Source organism: Caulobacter sp. P1_D6, assembly GCF_056406095.1.
Window position 1 is genome coordinate 1 of the sequence record NZ_JBFUAW010000013.1, and the last position, 18,006, is coordinate 18,006.

The 18,006-nt window shown below is 68.4% G+C and carries 12 protein-coding genes and 1 pseudogene; 3 read left to right on the top strand and 10 right to left on the bottom strand.

The genetic code is table 11. The annotated features are described in order from the left end of the window. Positions 1-383: 383 nt before the first annotated feature. Positions 384-2,348 carry a transglycosylase domain-containing protein gene (locus AC1DYP_RS09320; protein WP_477046087.1) on the bottom strand — a complete coding sequence of 655 codons (1,965 nt, stop codon included), beginning with the start codon at positions 2,346-2,348 and terminating at the stop codon, positions 384-386. Positions 2,349-2,648: 300 nt separating this feature from the next. On the opposite strand from AC1DYP_RS09320, the gene recQ reads away from it, so the two are divergent. Both recQ and AC1DYP_RS09330 read left to right on the top strand, forming a co-directional pair. Next, on the top strand, positions 2,649-4,511 hold the full coding sequence (recQ, locus tag AC1DYP_RS09325) for a DNA helicase RecQ (protein WP_477046088.1): 1,863 nt from the start codon (positions 2,649-2,651) through the stop codon (positions 4,509-4,511). 76 nt (positions 4,512-4,587) lie between these two features. Next, positions 4,588-4,884 (top strand): hypothetical protein, encoded by a 297-nt coding sequence (locus AC1DYP_RS09330; RefSeq protein WP_477033747.1) that lies wholly within the window; start codon positions 4,588-4,590, stop codon positions 4,882-4,884. 64 nt (positions 4,885-4,948) lie between these two features. Here the strand turns inward: AC1DYP_RS09330 and mmcB are convergent, their stop codons facing one another. From mmcB to AC1DYP_RS09355, 5 genes are all read right to left on the bottom strand, one after another. Continuing rightward, a complete protein-coding gene (gene mmcB, locus AC1DYP_RS09335; RefSeq protein WP_477033748.1) occupies positions 4,949-5,407 on the bottom strand; it encodes a DNA repair putative endonuclease MmcB in 459 nt (152 codons plus the stop codon). Positions 5,408-5,475: 68 nt separating this feature from the next. Next, on the bottom strand, positions 5,476-5,721 hold the full coding sequence (locus tag AC1DYP_RS09340; RefSeq protein ID WP_477046089.1) for a type II toxin-antitoxin system Phd/YefM family antitoxin: 246 nt from the start codon (positions 5,719-5,721) through the stop codon (positions 5,476-5,478). 207 nt (positions 5,722-5,928) lie between these two features. Then, a complete protein-coding gene (locus AC1DYP_RS09345) occupies positions 5,929-6,477 on the bottom strand; it encodes a lipocalin family protein (RefSeq protein ID WP_477046090.1) in 549 nt (182 codons plus the stop codon). Beyond that, entirely contained in the window at positions 6,477-7,004 is a 528-nt protein-coding gene (locus tag AC1DYP_RS09350) for a lipocalin family protein (protein WP_477046091.1), read from the bottom strand. Before AC1DYP_RS09350 ends, AC1DYP_RS09345 begins: the two co-directional genes overlap by 1 nt. An 88-nt stretch (positions 7,005-7,092) precedes the next feature. After that, the gene (locus AC1DYP_RS09355) at positions 7,093-8,217 is read right to left on the bottom strand and encodes a ferritin-like domain-containing protein (RefSeq protein ID WP_477033752.1); all 1,125 of its coding nucleotides are present in this window, start codon (positions 8,215-8,217) and stop codon (positions 7,093-7,095) included. A gap of 158 nt (positions 8,218-8,375) precedes the next feature. On the opposite strand from AC1DYP_RS09355, the pseudogene AC1DYP_RS09360 reads away from it, so the two are divergent. Continuing rightward, positions 8,376-9,082, top strand: a pseudogene (locus AC1DYP_RS09360) (NAD-dependent deacylase). 40 nt (positions 9,083-9,122) lie between these two features. Here AC1DYP_RS09360 and AC1DYP_RS09365 read toward each other — a convergent pair. The 4 genes from AC1DYP_RS09365 to AC1DYP_RS09380 form a co-directional block, all read right to left on the bottom strand. Then, positions 9,123-10,418 (bottom strand): MFS transporter, encoded by a 1,296-nt coding sequence (locus AC1DYP_RS09365; protein WP_477046092.1) that lies wholly within the window; start codon positions 10,416-10,418, stop codon positions 9,123-9,125. Beyond that, positions 10,411-11,493, bottom strand: coding sequence for a LacI family DNA-binding transcriptional regulator (locus AC1DYP_RS09370; RefSeq protein ID WP_477046093.1), 1,083 nt, complete (start codon positions 11,491-11,493; stop codon positions 10,411-10,413). Before AC1DYP_RS09370 ends, AC1DYP_RS09365 begins: the two co-directional genes overlap by 8 nt. A 249-nt stretch (positions 11,494-11,742) precedes the next feature. Next, positions 11,743-14,745: a TonB-dependent receptor plug domain-containing protein gene (locus tag AC1DYP_RS09375; RefSeq protein ID WP_477046094.1), complete on the bottom strand. Its 3,003-nt coding sequence runs from the start codon at positions 14,743-14,745 to the stop codon at positions 11,743-11,745. A 182-nt stretch (positions 14,746-14,927) separates the two neighbouring features. After that, a complete protein-coding gene (locus AC1DYP_RS09380; RefSeq protein ID WP_477046095.1) occupies positions 14,928-17,978 on the bottom strand; it encodes a glycosyl hydrolase family 28-related protein in 3,051 nt (1,016 codons plus the stop codon). Positions 17,979-18,006: the final 28 nt, after the last annotated feature.

The following is an 18,006-nucleotide window of genomic DNA, read 5'->3' on the forward strand; positions in this document are numbered from 1 at the left end:
GCGTGTATTGCCCATTGGCCCGCGCCCTCGGCGGCTGGGACTGGTTGGAAACGACCGGGACCGGGTCCGGCTAAGCCTCAACAGGGCTGCCCACCGGATGCTGGCGGATAACGATGGCGCGGAGCGGTCGGCTTCGTCGAAACGGTATTTGCTTCAAACACTCCGGACGTCGTCCGGCGCTCCGCGACCCTTTCCACACCTTCAGCGGCGATCCGCGTGAAGCGGCGAAGCCGTGCCAGTTAGGTCCTCCCCCTGTGGGGGAGGTGTCGGCGCAGCCGACGGAGGGGGGAGGGATCGGAAGGTGACCACAATCCGGATCGAACGACCCTACAACTCCCCCCACCGGCCTTCGGCCGCCTCCCCCACAGGGGGAGGGCCTAGGATCAGTAAGGCAGCTGCTCCGGCGCCGGCGTCCCTGGAGCCGGCGTCTCGGCCGCCGGGCCTTCGGGTCCCGTCGGTCCGGTCAGGATGTCGCCGATCGGGTCGTCGGTCGCCGGGGGCGGGGGTTCGATCACGCCGCCGGGGATCGGGGTGGCCTTCAGACGCGGCAGGGCCGCGGACATGAAGGTCTTCCAGATCTCGGCCGGGGCGCCGCCGCCGGTGACCCGCTTCATCGAGGTGTTGTCGTCCTTGCCGGTCCACACCGCGGTGACGAAGCCGCCCGTGTAGCCGACGAACCAGGCGTCGCGGTAATCGCTGGTGGTGCCGGTCTTGCCGGCGATGTCGTAGCCCGCGACCTTGGCCCGCGTGCCCGTGCCGCCGGCCACGACCTGGCGCATCATCTGGTTCATGTACTGCAGCGACGGCGAGCCGATCACGGCCGGGCGCTGGGTCTTGTCGACGCTATGGTCGTACAGGACCTTGCCGCTGGTCGTGCGGATGCGCTCGATGCCGTAGCCCTTGGCCAGGAAGCCGCCGTTCGAGAACGGGGCGTAGGCCTGCGCCATCTCCATCGGCGAGACCTCGACCGCGCCCAGGGCCATCGACGGGTCCAGCTGGATCTTGCTGGTGATCCCCAGGCGACGGGCGGTGGCGGCGACGTTGCTGGTGCCGACCTCGCTGGCCAGGCGCGCGGCGACCGTGTTGATCGACTGGGCCAGGGCCGTCTGCAGGGTCATCGGGCCCAGGTACTTGTTGGTGTAGTTCTTGGGCTCCCAGTTGCCGATCTTCACCGGCTCGTCGACGACCATGACGCTGGGATTGCGGCCCTGGTCCATGGCGGTCAGGTAGACGAACGGCTTGAAGGCCGAGCCGGCCTGGCGGCGGGCGCTGGTGGCGCGGTCGAACTGGGTCTCGCCATAGTCCGCGCCGCCGACATAGGCGCGGATGCGGCCTTCGCCGTCGATGGCGACGAGCGCCGCCTGCTGGACGCCCTGGGCCTTGTGGCCCTCGACCCCGAGCTGCACCGAACGCTCAGCGGCCACCTGGATCGGCAGGTCCAAGGTGGTTTCGACCACCAGGTCCTCGGTCGGCTCGCCGACCAGCGAGCGCACCTGGGCGTCGACATAGTCGGTGAAGTACTGGGCGCGCTGGTTGGCCAGGGTGGCCGAGACGCGGACCGGCTCGCGGAACGCCTCGTCGCGCTGCTCGGCGGTGATGGCCTTCATCCGCACCATCTCGTCCAGGACGATGGTGGCGCGGCGGGCGGCGCGGTCGCTGGCCGAGACCGGCGAATAGCGGGCGGGCGCCTTCATCAGGCCGGCCAGCAGGGCGGCCTCGCCGACGGTCAGCTGCGAGGCGGGCTTGTTGAAATAGCGCTGCGAGGCGGCCTCGATCCCATAGGCGCCGGCCCCGAAATAGACCCGGTTCATGTAGAGGGCCAGGATCTGCTTCTTGCTGAACTTCAGCTCCAGCCAGACGGCCAGGATCAGCTCCTGGGCTTTGCGGCGATAGTTCTGGGCCGGGCTGAGGAACAGGTTCTTGGCCAGCTGCTGGGTGATGGTCGAGCCGCCGCGCTGCGGCCCGCCCTCGTGGGTCATGTTCCAGATCAGCGAGCGGGCGATGCCCCAGGGGTTGAAGCCGATGTGGTGGTAGAACTGCCGGTCCTCGATCGCCACGAAGGCGGCGGGCACGTATTCGGGCAGGGCGTCCAGGTCGACCGGCGGCGCGTACTGGCTGCCGCGCACGGCCAGCAAGGCCCCGGACCGGTCCAGATAGTTGATCGAGGGCTGGCGCTTGACGTCGTACAGCTTGGAGGTGTCGGGCAGGTCGCTGGCGAACACCGCGAAGAAGGCGACGACGAAGATCAGGCCCCAGACGCCGAGCACGACCGTCCAGTAGAGCAGCGCCTGGAGAGGCGTGCGCTGAGGTCTCGCCGGCTTGTTCCCGCCGAAGGCGCCGTTGGCCATGTCGTCCCTGTCTCGAAAGTCGAAGTCCCGAAAGGCGCGGATGTCCCGGGGTCGCGCCGAAATCCGTTTAGCCGAAGCCCACAAAACGCGCGACAAGATTGACGAGAGATGAACGGCCCCTCATCGCCCTTGCGCGTCCCGCGTGTTCATGTTTCGTTTCAGCTTCCGGTCGCACCGCCGAGACGGTGAAGACCCCATTTGCAGGGCCCATGAAGCCGATGTCCGCTTTCAAGCCGAATTCCGGGGCCAGATCGTGGCGCCGCGCTTGGCCTGGGGTCCGAGCACTGTCAAAAGACGCCCGTGTACGACCTTCCTGATTCCGCCCAAGACCGACCCGCTCCTTCGCTCGAGGCGGCGCGCGAGGTGCTGCGCCGCACGTTCGGCCACTCGGACTTCCGGGGCCTGCAGGCCGGGGTGATCGGCGAGTTGCTGGAAGGGCGCAGCGCCCTGGCCGTGCTGCCGACCGGCGGCGGCAAGAGCCTGTGCTATCAGATCCCCGCCCTGGTCCGCCCGGGCCTGGGCCTGGTGGTCTCGCCGCTGATCGCCCTGATGGCCGACCAGGTGGCGGGCTTGCAGCAGGCGGGCGTCGCCGCCGAGCGCCTGGACAGCAACACCCTGCCGGGCGAGCGCGCCGAGATCTGGCGGCGGATCGACGCCGGGGTGCTGGACCTGCTGTACTTGTCGCCAGAAGGCCTGATGCAGCCGTCGATGCTGGAGCGGCTGTCACGCCTGCCCCTGTCGCTGGTCGCCGTCGACGAGGCCCACTGCGTCAGCCAGTGGGGCCACGACTTCCGGCCCGAATACCGCATGCTGGGCCGTCTGGCCGAGGTCTTCCCCCACGCCCCGCGCCTGGCCGTCACCGCCACCGCCGACGCCCGGACCCGCGACGACATCCGCGCCGAACTGCGTCTGCAGGGCGCGGCCGAGTTCGTCGACAGCTTCGCCCGCCACGAGCTGGCCCTGAACGCCGAGCGCAAGAAGGGCAAGGGCCACGACCGGGTCATCGAACTGGTCACCGAGCGCCCCAACCGGGCCGGCGTCGTCTACGCCGGCAGCCGGGACAGCACCGAGAAGCTGGCCGAGAAGCTGATCGCCGAGGGCATCCCGGCCCTGGCCTATCACGCGGGCCTCGACAAGGCCGTGCGCGCCCGCCGCCTGGAGGAGTTCCTCGAGGCCGAAGAGGCGGTGATGGTCGCGACTATCGCCTTCGGCATGGGGGTCGACAAGCCCGACGTCCGCTTCGTGATCCACGCCGACCCGCCAGCCGCCATCGAGGCCTACTGGCAGGAGATCGGCCGGGCCGGCCGCGACCGCCAGCCGGCCGAGGGGATCACGCTCTACAGCTCGGCCGACCTGGCCTGGGCCGTGCGCCGCATCGAGGCGCAGAGCGCGCCCGACGAGGTCAAGGCCGTGCAGCTGCGCAAGCTGCGCCAGTTCTACGCCATGCTGGAAGGCGTCACCTGCCGCGCCGCCGCCGTCCGCCGCTATTTCGGCGAGGAGGGGGTCGAGCGCTGCGGGGTCTGCGACATCTGCATCTCGCCGCCCACCGGCGTCGACGCCACGCAGGCCGCGCAGAAGGCCCTGTCGGCCGCCCATCGGATGGGCGGGCGGTTCGGACGGGGCCGCCTGGTCGACCACCTGCTGGGCAAGACCAAGGACGTCACCCAGGCCGAGGCGACCATGTCGACCTTCGGGATCGGCAAGGAGTTCAGCCCCCAGGGCTGGCGCGACCTGATCGACACCCTGGTGTTCGAGGGCCTGCTGCGCGAGGACCCCAACGACGGCCGGCCGCTGATCGGTCTGGGCGACGGCGAGGGCGTGCGCCAGGTCTATCGCGGCGAACGGCCGGTCTCGCTGCGCCAGCAGCCGGCCACCGCCGACGGTCCTGGGCGTTCAGGCGCCGGCAAGACCGCCCGCAAGCGCCAGGCCCTGACCGTGCCGCTCGAGGACCAGGCGCTGTTCGAGGCCCTGCGCAGCTGGCGTCGCGAGGAGGCGGCGCTGCAGCACGTGCCGCCCTACGTCATCTTCCACGACGCCACCCTGGCCGAGATCGCCGCCGCCCGTCCGGCCACGGCCGGCGCCTTGGCCAAGGCCGGCGGCGTGGGCCAGGGCAAGCTCGATCGCTATGGCGAGGCGGTGCTGAAGGTGGTGCGCGACAACTAGATCCGCACCTGGGCAAGGAAACGTTTCGCGGCGCGACGTGTTACGATGGTCGGCGCCTCCATCCGCAGGATTTCGCATGACCGACTTCACGATCAAGACCCCGGCCCCCAAGGCCTCCGCCAAGACCACGGCCAAGGAAGGCGTCAAGCGCGCCAAGGCCGCCGTCGAGAAGGCGGTCGAGACCGTGGCCGAGAAGACCGAGGTCGCCCGGACCTTCGCCGCCGAAAAGGCCGAGGTCGGCAAGACCTGGAGCATCGAAAAGGCCAAGGCGGCCCACATTGTCGCCGAAGAGCGCCCCGTCGCCCTGGCGGTCGGGACCTTCGTGGCCGGCCTGGTGTTCGGCTTCCTCCTGGCCCGTAATTTCGACCGTTGAGCGCCGTCCTTGCTTTGACGCGTTTTCTTCACGCGAACCGGTCGCCACTTCGCTCGAAAGCGCTTTAGAGCGTCAGCCGCTCGGCGTTGACGCCGGCGGCGCGCAAGGCGGCCAGCCGGGCGAAGGCCAGGGTCAGCGCCTTGCGCCGCGCCGGGGCCAGGGGCGCGACCGGCGCCTCGCGGACGACAGCCCCGCCAAAGCCGTCGGCGACGATCAGGCCCGGCTCCTCGGGCAGGATCCCTTCCGGAAAGTCCGGCGACACCGAGAAATAGAAGGCGTCGCAGTAGGGCGCGTATTCGGGCCATTTGCGGTCGACCCGGAAATCTTCCAGCCCCGACTTCACCTCGACGATCAGGATGTCGCCCTTGGGGCCGAGCGCCATCAGGTCCGCCCGACGACCGTTGGGCAGCGTGACCTCGGCCAGGGGCGCATAGCCCAGCGAAACCAGGAACCGCCCGGCCCCGCGGGTCACCAGGCCGGTGGTCTCGGGCCGCGAAGGCCGAAGATCGATGACGACGTCCATGCCGGAACTTTGTTCCAGCTTTGTTCGTGGATCAAGAGGTCAGTCGCGAACGCGACATGCACGCCTCTCTACGGCTCGATCAGGTCCCGTTCGCCGCCTTGCCCAGCATCGAGTTGCGCAATCGAGTCCCTCAGGCGGCTCTCGTTCGTCTGCGACGAAAACAGATGCATCAAGGGCTTGTCAGACTTGGGATCTGGTTCGCCCGACGCGGCCAACAGCAGCTCGCAGGTTTCGATCCCCTCAGTCACCGCCTTGCGCCAGACCTCGTGGCCTTCGGCCCCGCGTAGGAATTCCAGCTCGTCGAGGCCGTCCACCAAATCGATGAGCTCTGTCCGCACTCCAGCGGCCTTCATCCGCGAAAGCACTGCAGGCTGCCCAACACCCGAAACACTTCGTCTGGGTGGGCTTTGCCCTCCTTCAGGGCGTGCAGGAATCCAAGCACCGCAAAGACGACGAGCTTCTCTGTCGATCGATCCATCATCTCGGCAGCATGCCACGGTCAAGCAGTGACTTCGACCTCTTCAGGTCGCGGCGTGCTTCGTCACCCGCAGCATCGCGGTGTCGTAGCCCATGGCCTTGGCGCGATCGATCAGGGCCCTGAGCTCGGCGGGCGTGGGCGGCGTGCGGGTCAGGAGCCACAGGTATCGGCCCGAGCCTTCGCCGACGATCGACCAGCTGTAGTCGTCGGCGTGGTCCAGCACCCAGTAGTCGCCGAGGAAGAACGGACCGAAGAACGAGACCTTCAGCTTGGCCCGGGTGGCGAGGTCCGCGACCTTGGCCTTGCCCTCGCTGACCTTGACCGGTCCGGTCGGCCCGCCCTCGTGGCAGGTGTTGACCACCCGGATCAGCCCGTCGGGCCGCTTGGAATATTCGGCCGTCACACCGTCGCAGCCCTTCTCGAACCGCATGTCGTAGCGCGCCGCCTCGTACCAGAGGCCGGCATAGCGATCGAGGTCGACGGCCTTGGCCGGCTGCGGCGGATTGCGATTGCCGCTGGGTCCGCCCACGCAGGCGGCGACCGCGATCGCGGTCAGGACGACGGCGGCGAGCAGGCCCGGAACGCGGCGCATCAGGCCGGCGGCTGCTGCGGATATTCCAGCTTGGCGTAGCCCAGGGCCTTCACCCGCTCCAGGGCCTGCGCCTTGTCGGCGGGGCTCATCACCGCCTTGCGCGACAGCAGCCAGACATAGTTGCCGCCGGGGGTGGCCATGATCGCCCAGGACTGGTCGTCGGCCCGGTCCAGCACCCAGTATTCCTGCTTCTTCAGCCCGCCCAAAAAGCTCATCTTGAACTTGGCGTTCTGGGTGCCGGCGACGATCGCGCCCGTGGTGTTGAAGGTCTTGGCCGCGCCCGAGGGCGAGCCCTTGCGGCAGATCTGGCGCGCGGAGAAGCCCTTTTCACCCTTGCCGGTGAACTCCGTGGTCGGCGCCTCGCAGTCGCGCTGGCCGCTGTTGGGGGTGCGGGCGATCTCGTACCATTTGCCGCTGTAGAAGCTGGCGGCGATCGGCTTCGACGGCGGCTGAGCGGCCGCGAGGGCCAGGCCGGGGGTCTGTATCGCGAGCAGGCTCGCGGCGAGGAGGATCGAGAGAATTCGCATGTCGCCACCTTGCCCCACAAGGCGCCAGAAACGCAAAGCGCCCCGCCAAGGTTCCCTGGCGGGGCGCTCCGAGTTCTGAACGACAGGCCTATTCGGCGGCGATGGTCACCGGCGTGGCGCGGTCCTTGAAGTTGATGGCCTGCAGGTGGCGGATGCCCTCCTCGGCGATGTCGTCGCCGACCATCCGATCGCCCTCGCCCCGCAGTTCGTCGATGTCGACGTACATGGCGTAGAAGGCCTTGGTGCGGTCGGTGATGATGCCGGCGTTCAGCAGCGTCTTGACCAGCACCCGGAAGATGTTGGTCTGCTCCTTCATGTTCTCCCGACGCAGGTCGTCGGTCATGATCTTCCCGTACTCCTCGACCACCTTGTCGGGATCCAGGCCGAACTCGGCGTAGAGGTCCAGCTGCTGGTGCGGCGAAACGAGGTTGAACAGCAGGGTCTGGAAGCAGTGCGCCGCCCAGTCCTCGATGATCGCGTGCTCCTCGGGAGTCAGCTTGGGCACCGTGCGGTCGGCCCAGATCTTCCCGAACTTGTGGTGGAAGGCCTCGTCGGTCATCACCAGCTGCAGCATCTTCTTGCCCAGCGGGTCATTGATCTGATTGTAGAAGGTGGCGAAGGCGCCCATGGCCAGGCCCTCGACCAGCATCTGCATGCCGATGATCTTCTTGTAGACCTCGGGCGCGCCGATGATCTCGACCAGCAGGGTCTTCAGAGCCGGCCCACATTCCACCGGCTTGCCCCAGCGCGCCTTGATGTACTTGGCGAAGGCCGTGACGTGGCGGGCCTCTTCGCGGGTCTGGTTGGCGGCGTATTCCTGGGCGCCCTGGTCCTTGAGCACATGGCAAAGGCTGGCCGACAGGTTCAGCGCGCCCTGCTCGCCGTGCAGGATCGACGAGAAGCTGCGCAGCACCGACTGGTTGATGAAGCGGATGCGCTGCTTGGGATCGCTGAGGTGGTTGGAGACGTAGTCGGTCGACAGGGCGATCACGAGGTCCTCGGGAACCAGGGCCTGGTTCTCCATGTCGAACGGCTCGTCGTAGTCGATATAGGCCTTGTCCAGCGGGTCCCAGAAGTGGTCGTGGGTCGCGGAAATGATCTTGTCGAAAGCCGTGGAGCGGTTGTTGTAACGGTCCAGTTCGAGCATCGACTCGAAGTCGTCCGGCGCCACCGCGTCGTACATGGCGTCCTTGGTGATGTTCTTGTCCGTCACGGGGGGCTCCTCGCCAATGGGTCTGGACAGGATCCGTCTAACGCGGGTCTCTTTCCTATCTAAACACTGTCAACTCAAAGAGCCGATGGGGTCAAATTAAAAGTGACGACTGCGTCAGGTTCGCAAGAACGCCCGAAGGGCCGGGGGAAAGCACGACCATGGGACTCAACGTCTTCGTCCTGACCGGCGCCGGGATCTCGGCCGAGAGCGGCCTGGGCACCTTCCGCGACACCGCGGGATCTGGACCCAGTACGACCTGTCGGAGGTGGCCACGCCCGAGGGCTTCGCCCGCGACCCGGCCAAGGTGCGGGCCTTCTACAACGCCCGCCGGGCCAACCTGGCCAACGCCGCGCCCAACGCCGCGCACGCGGCCCTGGCGCGACTGCAGGCGGGTCTGGCGGCGCGCGGCGGACGCCTGTTCCTGTGCACCCAGAACGTCGACGACCTGCACGAGCAGGGCGGCTGCGTCGACGTGGTCCACATGCACGGCCAGTTGCGGATGACGCGCTGCCACGACTGCGGCGCGACCTGGCCGGACGCCGAGCCCTTGAGCGCCGACAGCGCCTGCCCGGCCTGCCGCATCGTCGGCACGGCGCGGCCGCACGTGGTCTGGTTCGGCGAGGTCCCCCTGTTCATGGACGAGATCGACGACGCCCTGGAGGAGTCCGACCTGTTCGTCTCGATCGGCACCTCGGGCGCGGTCTATCCGGCCGCCGGTCTCGTGGCCCAGGCGCGGCGGCTGGGCATCCGGACCTGCGAGCTGAACCTCGAACCCTCGGACAATGCGAGAGCCTTCGACGAACGCCGCTACGGTCCGGCGACCGAGGTCGTGCCGGCCTGGGTGGACGAGGTGCTGGGCGGGTGAGGGCTAATGAAAACCGAACGCCTAGCCGGCCGGGCGATGGTCACCCGCTGGTCGCTCGCGCCTTCTCCAGCTGGGCCATGGCGTAGAAGATCAGCACGGCGGTCACCATCAACACGGCGGCCAGGGCAAGCATCGGCGCGAGGTTGCTGCCCGTCGCGTCGCGCACCATCGGCACCAGGTTCTGGGCGATGAAGCCGCCCAGATTGCCGATCGCGTTGATCGCCGCGATGCCGGCGGCCGCGCGCGGTCCGCTGAGGAAGCTGGGCGGCAGGCTCCAGAACACCGGCTGGGCCGAGAAGATCGCCGGCGCGGCGATGCACAGCATGGCGAACTTCAGGGCCGCGCCAGGCAGGACCACGCTCAGGATCAAGGCGGCCGCGCCCACCAGGACGGGTCCGGCGATGTGCCAGGCGCTGGCGCCGTGGCGCGCGGCGTGGCGGGGCACGAACCACAGGGCCACGGCGACCAGAAGCCAGGGGATGATGTTGATCAGCCCGTTGACGGTGTTGGAGACGCCGAACGACTTGACGATGGTCGGCAGCCAGTAGCTCAGGCCATAGGCGCCCAGCGGCATGCCGATATAGAGGCCCGCCAGCAGCAGCACGCGCGGATCGAAGATCGCCTTCCAGGCGCCGCGATGATCGTCGACCACCCCGCCCCGCTCCGCGTTGAGGACGCCGGCCAGCCAATCCTTTTCGACCTGCGGCAGCCACCGGGCCTGGGTCGGACCGTCCGGCAGGCGCCACAGGACGTAGGGCGCCAGCAGCACGGCCGGAACGCCGGTGACCAGGAACACCCATTGCCAGCCCGCCAGGCCCAGCGTGCCGTCCAGGTCCAGCAGCAGGCCGCCCACGGCCGCCCCGACGGCGTTGGCCACGGCGCTGGCGATCATGAACAGGCCCACCATCCGCCCGCGATGGGCCTGCGGGTACCAGAGGGTCAGCACGTAGAGCACGCCAGGGAAGAAGCCCGCCTCGGTGACCCCCAGCAGGAACCGCAGGACGTAGAACATCGCCGCGTTCTGGGTGAAGCCCAGCGCCAGGGTGACCAGGCCCCAGGTGAACATGATCCGCGTGAACCAGACCCGCGCGCCCACCCGGGCCAGGATCAGGTTCGACGGCGCCTCGAACAGGAAATAGCCGATGAAGAACAGCGACGCGCCCAGGCCGTAGGCCGCCTCGCTGAGGCCCAGGGCCTGGACCATGTCGAGCTTGGCGTACGACACGTTCTGCCGATCGATATAGGCGATCAGGTACATCACGCAGAACAACGGCATCAGGTGACGCGTCACCCGCCCGACGGTCGCGCGTTCCATGTCGGGGGACGGATCAGGCATGCGATGACCTCTCGCGGGCTTTCACGCCCGAAATCTGGGTGACGTGTCGGGGCGGCGCGGTGGACTCGCGCTCGATCAAGGCGTGGCCCAGGACGTAGTCGGCGGAAGCTTCGGCCGACGGCTCGGTCGATCGCAGGACGCGCATCAGCCGATCCAGGGCCACGGCCGCCATCTGCCGCACCGGCTGGCGGATGGTGGTCAGTGGCGGCCAGAGCGTGGTGGCCACGGTCGTGTCGTCGAACCCGACCACGGTCAGGTCGCCCGGCACGTCGAGGTGTCGGCGATGGGCCACCGACACGGCCGCGGCGGCCATGTCGTCGTTGCTGGCGAAGATCGCGGTGGGCGGCGGGTCGGCGTCGAGCAGCTGCTCGGCGGCGCGCAGGCCCGAAGCGTAGGTGAAGGCGCCCCGGGCCAGGACTAGTTCGGCTCCCGCGACCGCGGCGACCGCCGCGCGGGCGCCCTCGATGCGCTCGCCGCTGGCGGTCTGGTCGGGGTTGCCGGCGATGAAGCCGATCCGTCGGTGGCCAAGGTCCAGCAAGTGCTCGGCCATGGCCTGGCTGGCCTGGCGGTCGTCGATGCGGACGTTGATGGCGTCGGTCGGCGGACGGCCAGCGGCGACCACCGCGACGGGCAGGTCGGCGGCGCGCAGGATGTCGCGCACGACGGCGGACTCGCCCAGCGGCGGCGCCAGGACCACGCCGTGGACGCCCGACCCCAGCAGCCGCCGCAGCTCCTGCGGCGCCGGGATCTGGCCGTTTTCGCCCCGCACCAGGATCAGCCGGGCGCCGGCGCTGGTGGCCTCTTCGAACACGCCGATCAGGAAGTCGCTCATGAAGGCGGCGCTGGGATTGGAATAGATCACCGCGATCCGCAGTTCGCCGGCCATGACCAGATTGCGGGCCGCGAGATTGGGCGCGTAGTGCAGCTCGCGGATGGCGGCCAGGACCGCCAGGCGCGTCTCTTCCCGGACCTTGTCCCCGTCGTTGATCACTCGCGACACCGTCATGCGCGAGACGCCCGCCAGTCGCGCGACATCGACAATGGTGGCGCCCCGGGCGCGGTCCGGCCTGATCAATGGATAGCCCGCTGAAGGTCCGCCGGCGATGCGGCGGCGAGGTATTGGTCCGATCGTCGGAGCTTCACCTCCGACGTGGGGCAATAGGGACGCGGCGCGCCCGCGAACGCAAGCGCCGCGCGCCCCAGGATCAAGTCCTGTCCAAGGCATGGATCGCCTGGCCAGAAAAATGCGCCCGGATCGGGCCGGCGATCAGCCGGACCGACCCGGGCGGCGCCGCCCAGGGGGAGGTGGAAGAGGCGGCTCAAGTTAGAAGCTGTAGCGCAGGCCGACGTGGTAGAACCGGCCCAGCAGGTCGTAGAGCGCCGGGTTGGCGTCCAGACCGGTGTTGGTCTGCGGCGACGGCGTCGGGTCCTTGTTGAACAGGTTGGCGACCTTGAAATAGGCCGTCAGCCCATCCTTGATCTCGTAGGAGCCGCTGACGTCGACATAGGTCGCGCCCTTCATCTGGTTGTAGTCGATCGTCGGATAGTTGTTGTTATCGGCTGAGGATCTCCCCACCGGACAGCTGCCGGCGGCGCACTCGATGTACTGGCCGCCGATGACGCCGTCGCTGAACCAGCGCTCCTGCAGGCTGAGCATGAACCGGTCCGAGGTCCAGGTCTGGACGGCGAGAACCTTCCAGTCCGGCGTGTTGCCGGAGTTCTGGCCCGCGGTATCGACAACGGAGCCGCCGGGGAAGCCTTGATTGGTGACGAACTTGTGGGTGTTGGTCGCCAGGGCGCGCAGATCGAATTGGCCCGGCACGCTGGGCAGGTCGAAGCGGTAGCTGGCCTCGATGTCGAAACCGCTGGTCTTGATCGAGGCCAGGTTGAACACCTGGGCGTTCACGAAGGGGGCGCCCGGGTTGAGGTTGAAGCCGCCGCAGTACTGCGTCAGACCCGAATAGCAGAAGTTGACCACCTGCTGAGCGCTGAGGCTGGAGATGCCGCCGTTCAGCACGATGTTGTACCAGTCGACGGAGGCGCTGAAGCCCGGCAGCCACTTCGGGTTCGCCAGGACGACGCCGAGCGTGAAGTTCTTGGCGATTTCCGGTTTCAGGTTCGGGTTGCCGATCACGTTCTGGAAGAGCGTCAGCGCGCCTGGTCCCGCGGGCTGGCCCGCTGGGGGCGTGCCGTTCGAGGGAATGGTGAAGTTGGGCAGCGTGGTCGTGACCGGCGCGGCGAACAGCTCCGACAGGTTGGGGGCTCGCACGTCGCGCGAGGTCACCGCCCGCAGGCGGATTCCGTCGACCGGCGTGTCCCAGGTGCCGCCGACCTTCCAGGTATAGACGGTGCCCGAGGTGCTGTAGTCGGTCCAGCGGCCGGCCATGTTCAGGTTGGCCTTGCCGGCGGCGTCGGAGTCCACCAGCGGCAAGTTCACTTCCGCGTAGGCCTCCTTGACGCTGTATTTGCCGGCGCCGGAGTGATAGTTGCCCGCGAACCAGTTGTTGCCAGCCGTATTTAGAGCCGGGTCGGCCGGATAGTCTGCGGTGTAGGGCGAGGCAGCCGAACCGTCGCCGTAGGGGTCGCCTTGCACATGGTACTGCTCGCGGCGGTACTCGGCGCCGAAGGCCAGCGCCACCGGGCCGGCCCAGCCCTGGATGGGCTCGCCGCTGAAGTTGATGCTGGCGACGTCCTGCTTCTGGACCGAGTGCTGATACGGGCCGTTCTTCGGGGTGATGTAGGCCAGGGCCGCGTCGCTGGGCGTCTGACCGCCGAAGACGTTGATCGGTTGGCACCCGTTGGCGCGGGCGGTCGCGTCGACGCAGACGATCTGGCCGTTCAGCGTGGTCGCCTGGATGGCCAGCCGATACCGCGGGTTCAGCATGATGTCGTTGACGTGGATGTTCGTCGTGTTCTCGCCGTGCGTGTAGTAGGCGTCATAGTGCCAGTCCGTGCCGAAGGCGGCGAACTTGCCGTCGGCGCCGATCACGCCGCGATACTGGGTCCGCGTCGGATGCACCGAGATGTTCCTGGGCAGCAGCGCATTACTGGTGCCGAACGTGAACTGGGTGATGCCGGCGTTGGCGCAGGCCGTCACGACCGACGCCGGCAGGTAGGGGTTGGAGCACTGCATCGTCAGGCCCGTCGTCGCCCCACCCGGATTGGGCTGGTTAGCGGATTCGACGCGCGCGATGTTCAGCGTTCCGTAGATCTCGTTGTTGTCGTCGATGTCGTAGGCGACGCGGCCGTAGCTGTTCATCCGCGTGATTTCGGACTGCAGCGACGTGCCGACGCCGACGTTGCCCGACAGGTCGCCGCCGATGCAGAAGCCGCCGTTCGAGTAGCAGTTGCTGACCGCGCCGTTGGCGGCCTTGGACGGCACGCCGTTGGAGCCATACTGGAACTGGAACGGGTTGCCGTTCTTGTCGAAGGCGGTGCCCTGCAGCGGCCCGGCGCTGATCAGGCCGTACTTGGTGTACTGATAGGCTTGGGCGTGCTCGCGGTAGAGGTATTGCGGCGAGCCGTCGTTGGTGATGCCACGATTGACCAGGGTGGCGGTCGTGTACCAGTCACGGCTGCCGGGCGCGTCCTCGCCGAAGCCGCCGGCGGGAACGCCTTCCTCCTCGTCGTATTCGGCGCTGACCTGCACGTGCAGGCGATCGTTCAGGAAGGCCTTGCCGCCCGCCAGCTGCAGCAGGAACTGCTCATTGTCGCCATAGGTCGTGACCCCGGCGGAGACATTGGCCTTGAAGCCTTCGAAGCGCTTGTCGGTGATGAAGTTGACCACGCCGCCGACCGCGTCGGAGCCGTAGGACGCCGAGGCGCCGCCGGTCACGACGTCGACCCGCTGGACCAGAAGCTGCGGGAACAGGCTGATGTCGGGAACGCCGGTGATGTTGGCCGGGACCACGCGCTGGCCGTCCAGCAGGGTCAGGGTCCGGATGGTGCCCAGGCCGCGCAGCGAGAACGAGCTCAGGCCTTGCGAGCCGCTCGACGTGCTGAACGTGCCCGTCGTCGCGCCCGTCGACCCCTGCAAGGAGGGCAATTGGGCGATCGTCGTGAAGACGTTCGGCTCGGCGTTGCGCTCGAGGTCGGCCTGGCCAAGGGCCTGGGTCGGCGTCGGCGCGGTGAACCCGCTGGACCGGATCCGAGAGCCGGTGACGATGATCTCGGTCAACGCCGTGGGGTCGGACGCCCCCGGCGCAGGCGAGGGCTGCGCCGTCTGGGCGCCGGCCGCGCCGGCCGCCGCCATCAACGCCACCGCGCTCGTTGCGAACAACGCGCTCAAAAAGGGCGATCCCCCCCGTACACGACCTCCAGCACTCATCCCGCTGCCTCCCATTTTCGTTGAGCCCACCCGACGATGGCCTTCCTGGAAGCTGTCAGACAAAGGGGTCGCGAACCATTACGACCATGGTCGTACGTCGGACGGTCCGGGGATCCACGCAGCCGACTTCGAAGGCGCTTTCGCGCCTTTTCGGTCGGCCGGTCGACGGCGTTGTCCTGGATCTATTCGGGCCGCACCGCGTAGAGCGCGTGATGGGTCAGGACGAACAAGGTCCGCTTGCCGGGCCCGCCGAACACCAGCTGCAGCGGCCGCTCGGGGACGTCGATACGCCCCAGCTCCCGCCCATCCGGGGCGTAGACGAAGACCTGGCCGTTGGCGACGTAGACGCGTCCCTCCCCGTCCGTCGCGACGCTCTCGCCGCCCCGGTTGGCGAAGACTTTCAGGTCGGTGATCGCGCCCTGGTTTCCGACCAGGCCGCTATAGGTCTTGTTCTCCGAGCTGTTGGCGACGAACACCCTCTGACCCGGCCTGGCCGTGGTGAAGCCGTAGGTGTCGAGCGCGTCGGAGAAGCGCAGTCCGCGATAGTCGGGCGGTCCCTGCTGGATGACCCTATAGGCCGGCAAGACCAGGCTGCCGTCGGGCGAGACGTATTGCTGGGGCTTCGGCAGCGCCATGTCGCGCGCGAACATCTCGGCCAGGGTGGTGAACTGGTAGGTCTCCAGGTCCAGCTGATCCTCGAACTCGCCGTTCTTCCACCAGTTGACCGGTAGAACGGTCGCCGTGTCCGCGGAGTCGGCCGCCGGCGTCGCCGGGATCACCGTGACCTCGCTGTCGGGACTGCCGGGCTTGAAGCTGTAGACCGTGCCGTTGCGGCCGTCCGACGACAGCACCAGCAGGTTCCCCGAGCCGTCGACGGCCAGGTTGATCGGATCCAGGGTGTTGTCGCGGACGATCGACAGCTTGCGCTGGTCCGACCAGCTGTAGATGCGCTGGTGGCGGCGGTCGGTGAAGTACAGCGTTCCGGCCGCGTCCACGGCCCCGCCGCCCAGCGAATAGAAGCCGTCGCCCAGCTTCTCCACCCGCGCGCCGGCGGGGAAGGTCGAGGGCGTGACCGGCTTTGGATCGCCGGTCAGGTCCAGCACCGCGAACTGGCGCTCGCGCGTCTCCAGCCCGCTGGTGACATCCAGGATCGCGTTCTCGTAGGGGTACTTGGTCAGGCGCAGGAAAGTCGTGCAGCCGTTCTCGTCGCAGGTCCCCACGCCGCTCTCGCCGTTCACCGCCACGTTGCGGAAGCGGATGTCGCGCGAATTGTAGACCCTGACGGCCGCCGACGCCGGCTTGCGGGTCCGGGTGACGCGGTAGCCGTGATAGTTGGCCACCAGGATGTCGTGGGAGTCGCGGATCTCCAGCGAGACGGTGTCCTCGCCCTCGCCGGCCTCCTCCTCGGTCTGCGGGGCCAGGAGCTCCCAGTTGGCGACCCGGTTGAGGCTGATCTCGGTGCGCACGTGGTGCTCGACCGAGGCCTGGTAGATACGGCCGGGCGTCTGGGTGTCGGACACGTAGATGCCGGAATAGGCGTAGGTGCTGGGGCTCCAGATGTTGGCGAAGGTCCCGCCGCCGCCGTTGGTCACCCAGAGGCTGGGATACTGGCCCGCCCAGCGCTTGGCCGGATCGGAGTCGGCCGTGCCGTTGGCGTTGTAGGGAACGACCCGCGTGCCGTCGTAGAGGTTGGTGCCGTGGCCGCCCTGGAACTTGACGTCGTCGACCAGCGAACTGGCGCCGGCGGTCCACAGCAGGGCCGTGGCGCGCGGATTGATCCCGCCGGTGTTGAGGCCCAGCCCCGAGACGACGGCGTCGCCGCCCGCCGCCGACGCGACCAGCGCCTTGGGGGCGCCGACGCCCTGATAACCGGGCGTGCGGTCGGGCAGCACGATCTGGGTGAGGCTGGGGTGCAGGCCGACCAGCACCGTGTCCGGCCGCAGCTTCAGCGTGTCGGTGACGTGGTAGAAGCCGGCCGGGAAATAGACCACCCTGTGGGTGTCGATGGCCTTCTGGATGGCGGCGGTGTCGTCGGCGGCGTTGTCTCCTTTGGCGCCCAGCGTGCGCACGTTCACCCAGTCCGACATGGACGGCAGGGCTCGGATCGCGCGAGCGGGCCGGGCCGGCAGGCCAGGAATCGTCTCGGCCTTCATGTCCGTCTTGTAGGCGCCCATCTGGCCCAGGCCCGGCAGGGTCAGACCGTGGGTGAACGACGAGACCCGGTAGGCGCGCCCCTTGCCCGGCTCGGTCTTGCCGCTGTCGCGGAAGCGGGCGAACACCGGGGTGTTGGCGGCCACGGCGTTCTCGAAGCCCACCTGGGTGTAGACGTTGTTCTCGTTGGAGATCACGACGGCGGCCTTGGAGACGTTCTCGAAGCGGACGTCCTTGCCCCACTGCCAGTCGCCGTAGCCGCGGTCGATCTCGATCCCCACGGGGGTGTCGCGCATGGCGACATTGACCAGGGTCAGGCCGGCCTCGTGCTCGCGGATCGCGGCGTCGCGCTGGCCCTCGAACGTCGAGTCCATCAGCACGAAGCCCCAGGCCGGCGAGGTCTTCTCGGCCAGGATGCCGTAGCGCCCGCCCTTGAAGTGCAGGTCCGTGGCGGCGTTGGCGACCTGGTGGAGGCCCGCCAGGCCCGAGCCGATGTCGAACTCCATGTGGCTGAGATAGGCGTGCTGGGCGGCGTGGAAGCGGATCACCGTCGCGGCCGGATTGCCCTTGCCGATCTTGAAGTCGATGTTGCTCATCGCCGAGTAGAAGGTGCCGGGATTGGCGTCGGCGACGTCCTTGTCGAACGGCACGCTGCCCGGCGGCGGGAACGGCACGCGACGCGCCGGATCGCGCTTGGCGCCGGCGAAGATCACCATGTTGGCCAAGCCCTTCTGGAACCCCGGCGTCGCATCGCCCAGCAGGACCTGCGGGCGCGTGGCGCCGACCCCGAACACCCGCACGCCCGGCCAGAGGAACAAGGTCTTGCTGATGCGGTAGCGGCCCGACGGCAGGAAGACGAGACCGCCGCCGTCCTTGGCCGCCGCCGCGTCGATCGCGTCCTGGATCGCGGCGCTGTCGTCGGCGCGGCCGTCAGCCTTGCCGCGCACCACGACGGCGGTCGGATCATCCGGCGCCTTGGCGAAGGCCGAGACCGAAGTCGCCGCCAGGACGTCCGATGGTCCGCTCGCCGCCACGAGCAACGCGATCAGAGCCGCGCACGGCGCGAGAAGCCAGTTCTTCATGGCGAACCTTTTCGTACCTACGGTCTTG

Bases quoted from the DNA above. Each gene is read 5' to 3' on its own strand.
- AC1DYP_RS09345 (WP_477046090.1), bottom strand. From the start codon at position 6,477: ATGCGCCGCGTTCCGGGCCTGCTCGCCGCCGTCGTCCTGACCGCGATC.
- AC1DYP_RS09350 (WP_477046091.1), bottom strand. From the start codon at position 7,004: ATGCGAATTCTCTCGATCCTCCTCGCCGCGAGCCTGCTCGCGATACAG.
- AC1DYP_RS09375 (WP_477046094.1), bottom strand. From the start codon at position 14,745: ATGAGTGCTGGAGGTCGTGTACGGGGGGGATCGCCCTTTTTGAGCGCG.
- AC1DYP_RS09330 (WP_477033747.1), top strand. From the start codon at position 4,588: ATGACCGACTTCACGATCAAGACCCCGGCCCCCAAGGCCTCCGCCAAG.
- AC1DYP_RS09380 (WP_477046095.1), bottom strand. From the start codon at position 17,978: ATGAAGAACTGGCTTCTCGCGCCGTGCGCGGCTCTGATCGCGTTGCTC.
- AC1DYP_RS09365 (WP_477046092.1), bottom strand. From the start codon at position 10,418: ATGCCTGATCCGTCCCCCGACATGGAACGCGCGACCGTCGGGCGGGTG.
- AC1DYP_RS09320 (WP_477046087.1), bottom strand. From the start codon at position 2,348: ATGGCCAACGGCGCCTTCGGCGGGAACAAGCCGGCGAGACCTCAGCGC.
- mmcB (WP_477033748.1), bottom strand. From the start codon at position 5,407: ATGGACGTCGTCATCGATCTTCGGCCTTCGCGGCCCGAGACCACCGGC.